Origin of the sequence: Shewanella marisflavi, assembly GCF_023283925.1 — a bacterium.
Classification (GTDB): Bacteria; Pseudomonadota; Gammaproteobacteria; order Enterobacterales; family Shewanellaceae; genus Shewanella; species Shewanella marisflavi.
In genome coordinates, this window is the sequence record NZ_JAKIKX010000020.1 from 1 (window position 1) to 5,117 (window position 5,117).

Here is a 5,117-nt window from a genome sequence, read left to right on the forward strand (position 1 = left end):
CGGTGAAGCTGTCGCTGCCGTTGTAATCGGCGATAGGGGTATAGACCCAGGCGCCGGTGGCGGCATTGATGGTGACGCTACCATTAGCAGGGTTACCGCTGATGCTGAATACCGAGCCATCGCTGACGCCATCGGCGTCGGTGACACTCAGGGTGCCGCTGATGCTGCCATCTTCCAGGCCGGTGCCGGTCAGGTCACCAGAGATGATGCTTGGGTCTTCTTCAGGCGTAATAATAATGGTCAGGGTGGCGCTCTCACCAGTGTTAGTGGTGTAGGTGATCACCGGTACGCTGCCGTTCCAATCTTGGTTTGGCGAGAAGGTGTAGCTGCCATCGGCGTTGATCACCAGGCTGCCGCCTTCTACTTCAACCGTGGTGCCTGCGGTAACGGTTTGGCCGTCGACGCTGAAACTGACGACCGACAGCTCGCTGTCGATATCGCTGTCATTATCGAGTACGTTGCCGCTGGCAACGGTGTCTTCGCTAACCGTGTTGCTGTCGTTGGCCAGTATTGACGGGGCATCTACCGGGGTGACGTTGATAGTCAGGGTGGCACTCTCACCGGTATTAGTGGTGTAGGTGATCACCGGTACGCTGCCGTTCCAGTTGTCATTTGGCGTAAAGGTGTAGCTGCCATCGGCGTTGATCACCAAGCTGCCGCCTTCCACGTCAACCGTGGTGCCTGCGGTAACGGTTTGGCCGTCGACGCTGAAGCTGACAACTGACAGTTCGCTGTCGATATCTGAGTCGTTATCAAGCACATTGCCGCTGGCGACGGTGTCTTCGCTAACCGTGTTGCTGTCGTTGGCCAGCACTGATGGGTCATCTACCGGGGTGACGTTGATGGTCAGGGTAGCGCTCTCACCAGTATTAGTGGTGTAGGTAATTACCGGTACGCTGCCGTTCCAGTTGTCATTTGGCGTAAAGGTGTAGCTGCCATCGGCGTTGATCACCAAGCTGCCGCCTTCCACGTTAACCGTGGTGCCTGCGGTAACGGTTTGGCCGTCGACGCTGAAGCTGACGACCGACAGTTCGCTGTCGATATCTGAGTCGTTATCAAGCACATTGCCGCTGGCGACGGTGTCTTCGCTAACCGTGTTGCTGTCGTTGGCCAGCACTGATGGGTCATCTACCGGGGTGACGTTGATAGTCAGGGTGGCGCTCTCACCAGTGTTAGTGGTGTAGGTAATGACCGGTACGCTGCCGTTCCAGTTGTCATTTGGCGTAAAGGTGTAGCTGCCATCGGCGTTGACTACCAGGCTGCCGCCTTCTACGTCAACCGTGGTGCCTGCGGTAACGGTTTGACCGTCGACGCTGAAGCTGACAACTGACAGTTCGCTGTCGATATCTGAGTCGTTATCAAGCACATTGCCGCTGGCGACGGTGTCTTCGCTAACCGTGTTGCTGTCGTTGGCCAGCACTGATGGGTCATCTACCGGGGTGACGTTGATGGTCAGGGTGGCGCTCTCACCTGTATTAGTGGTGTAGGTGATCACCGGCACGCTGCCGTTCCAGTTGTCATTTGGCGTAAAGGTGTAGCTGCCATCGGCGTTGACTACCAGGCTGCCGCCTTCTACGTCAACCGCGGTGCCTGCGGTAACGGTTTGACCGTCGACGCTGAAGCTGACAACTGACAGTTCGCTGTCGATATCTGAGTCGTTATCAAGCACGTTGCCGCTGGCAACGGTGTCCTCGGCAACCGTGTTGCTGTCGTTGGCCAGTATTGACGGGTCATCTACCGGGGTGACGTTGATGGTCAGGGTAGCGCTCTCACCAGTATTAGTGGTGTAGGTAATGACTGGTACGCTGCCGTTCCAGTTGTCATTTGGCGTAAAGGTGTAGCTGCCATCGGCATTGACTACCAGGCTGCCGCCTTCTAAGTCAACCATGGTGCCTGCGGTAACGGTTTGGCCGTCGACGCTGAAGCTGACGACCGACAGCTCGCTGTCGATATCTGAGTCGTTATCAAGCACATTGCCGCTGGCAACGGTGTCTTCGCTAACGGTGTTGCTGTCGTTGGCCAGCACTGATGGGTCATCTACCGGGGTGACGTTGATGGTCAGGGTAGCGCTCTCACCAGTATTAGTGGTGTAGGTAATGACCGGTACGCTGCCGTTCCAGTTGTCATTTGGCGTAAAGGTGTAGCTGCCATCGGCGTTGATCACCAAGCTGCCGCCTTCCACGTCAACCGTGGTGCCTGCGGTAACGGTTTGGCCGTCGACGCTGAAGCTGACAACGGATAATTCAGTATCAAAATCAATATCATTATCTAAAACATTACCCGTGGCTATACCGTCTTCTGTAATTGTATTGCTGTCATTTTCAGTAACGGTAGGGGCGTCATCACTGCTGACAGTATAGGTTTGAGAGGTGGGTGGGGTTTGTTCAATGCCGGAAGTAGTGTACCCAGCATTAGCGATAGTTTGAGCACCAGTTCTGTCTACCGATATGAAGTCTGAGCCACCTTCATTGCCGTTAGTGTTACCAGCTGCAGTTTCTGGGAGTTCGGCAGTCGGATCTTCTCCAGAAGCGATTAGTGCTTGAAGTTGCTCAATTTCATTTAAAGCATCTGAGTCTGAGACAGCTAAAGTCTCTGTATTTTGGCTCGTAAAAGAGGTGCCGTCATCAAACTGCATCGCTAAATCAGCTTGTTCAGCGATAAGGATTGTTGTTCCTTCGGGTATGACTTCTCCGATAGCTACCTCTTTCTGTTCGGTTTCCGTTACGATGGAAACCTTTCCCTTAACATCTGTTACTTGTCCATTTTTTGTTGTAACTATCGATTTCATGCCTGCCCCCGCAGAATAAAGTGACACCACTTATCTCGTAATGTTGTAATTGTTAGCGTGTTTTTTCGCCTAGCATTGAATGTTATCAGTAGTCTATATAGTGGTCAATTTTTTGACGGGCAAATAATACTGAGGGTTAGCTTTGTTGGTAGTTTATAATGCTTAAGAATTACAAATAAAAAGGCCAAACCTCTGTTTACTTTGGTTTGGCCTTAGATGGTGTCGCGATATTGTGTGCCGTTATGGAATTGTATCAATTATTAAATTGTCATTGCCTAACAGGTTATTAATTATTTGTACATCACTTAGGGTGTTGCTGTTGGTTAAGTCAACATTGTTTAACACAATGGTTAGGTCTGTTACGCCATCATGATCTGAATCGACAGAGATCTCTGTATTACCGCCACTAAAGTTAAACGATAGATATTGGTCCAAAGCATAGGTCCCTAGCTCCTCGTCAATTAATATGGCAGATAAATCTAGCTTATCCAGATTGACATCAAAGTTAAGTACAGTATCCAAGCTGTTGTCATCAGAGCCCAAATCCCACACGAAAGTGTCGATATCGCTGTCTATGCCAGCATCAATGCTGTCACTACCTGCTCCACCAATGAGGATGTCTGCACCAAGGCCACCATCTATAGTATCGTTTCCTAACCCACCTAAGATAACGTCGTTACCGTTACCGCCGTAGATTAGATCATTTCCCGAACCTCCGATTAATTGATCATCTCCATCTAATCCGTATATAGAGTCGTTGCCTTCACGACCATAGATTTCATCATTAAGATTTGCACCGGTGAGCGAGTCACCCTCGGTGCTACCGAAAATCAGGTTATCTACATTGTCAGAGCCTGTGACTGTAATGGCTGTGTCAGGTAATAATTCATGGGTAAAGGTAGCCTGAACAAAGCGAGCCTGATATGAACCACCGTCATTGTCTAGATAAGTAATGGTCCAGATATCACCAGGATCAACTGGATTGGCGGCTAAGTAATCGGCAAGTGACACGCTATTGTCCGATTCCATTAGAATGTTTGTGTAGGCTATTTGAGCACTCATCAGTCCTGAGTTAACGTCGTAGAACCAGTCTGTCACACCATTTGCAGCAGCAATCACAATAAAGGTGATACCGTTGATGGTCAGCCTTACTGATACTTCCTCCTCCCTTTCTATACCTGTTTGCCCACCAATTTCACTGTTAGGAATAGGTATATCGAAAGGTGACTTCTGGAAGTCGGTAAAGAGATTTAATGCTCCGCTGCTAGGATCTAAATTGATAGCGTTGGCAAATGCACTGCTAACTGTCAGGTAAGCATCTTGATCATTACCAGAAGTAAGAGGTGATGAACCATCGCCAATGAGTACCGTATTACCACCCAAACTGTTAGCCGGTACAGTATGGATGATGAAATTACCATCAACACTGTCGGAACCTGAGTTGATGGTAAAGCTCAGGTTTATATCCAATTGATCTTCTATCGCACCATTATTGCCTGGCACGTAGACTAGGCTACCAAGCTCAGAAGCTGATAAGACGACAGGATTGTCGAAGTCATATAGAGTCAATATTCCTGTATCGTCGTCTAGATACCAGATTTCGCCTATCTCAGCCGTTTCGCCTGGATCAACGAATGACAAGCTTAACCCTGTAATAGTGATGACATCGCTATAGTCCTGATCGGTTGGAACATCAATATTGAGTGGATAACCATCCAGATAAGGAATCGCTATTTCTGCAAGCGATGCTGGTACCCAGATCTCTTTAGCAAATTCACCCTCAATCGGGTCGTTAGTACCATTTATCGTGATGGTGACTGTTTGCGTATCATAAGCACCGTGCTTGTCTGTGACTGTTACATCGAAGCTGAGCGTGATTGTTTCATCGGTAGCTAAGAACTGCACTAATGAGTTGAGGACAGAGTAATCCCAATGATCTTGGTATACGCTGAAACCGTCAATAAGTGCTTGAATTTGATCTGCACTCAGGACGTCTGTTATTTCTCCTCCACTCCAAGTTAAGCTGTTAGCGACATAACTCGCAGACAGATCGTGGCCTACATATTCAGGTAAATATTCAACGTCGACATCAGTAAAGCTTAAGGTTCCAGTATCGGTCAACATAGGATCTGAGTCATCTTCAGTGACCATGCCACTTGTCTTATCTATTGTCAGAACAGGAATATCGTTGGTGCCGGTGACCGTGATGGTCACTAGTTGGGTGCTGAATGCGCCGTGCTCGTCGGTGACGGTGACCAGGAAGGTCTCATCATGGGTCTCACCTTGGGCAAGGGCGTCGACCAGGGCGTTATCGGCCAGGGTGTAGCTC

At 49.3% G+C, this 5,117-nt stretch carries 2 protein-coding genes; both read right to left on the reverse strand.

From position 1 onward, the window contains the following. Positions 1-2,788 (reverse strand): retention module-containing protein (locus tag L2712_RS18985; protein ID WP_248978695.1); only part of this gene is annotated, 2,788 nt, incomplete at its 3' end. 240 nt (positions 2,789-3,028) lie between these two features. Further along, positions 3,029-5,117, reverse strand: a 2,089-nt coding sequence (locus L2712_RS18990) for a VCBS domain-containing protein (protein ID WP_248978696.1), incomplete at its 5' end; no start/stop codon positions are given.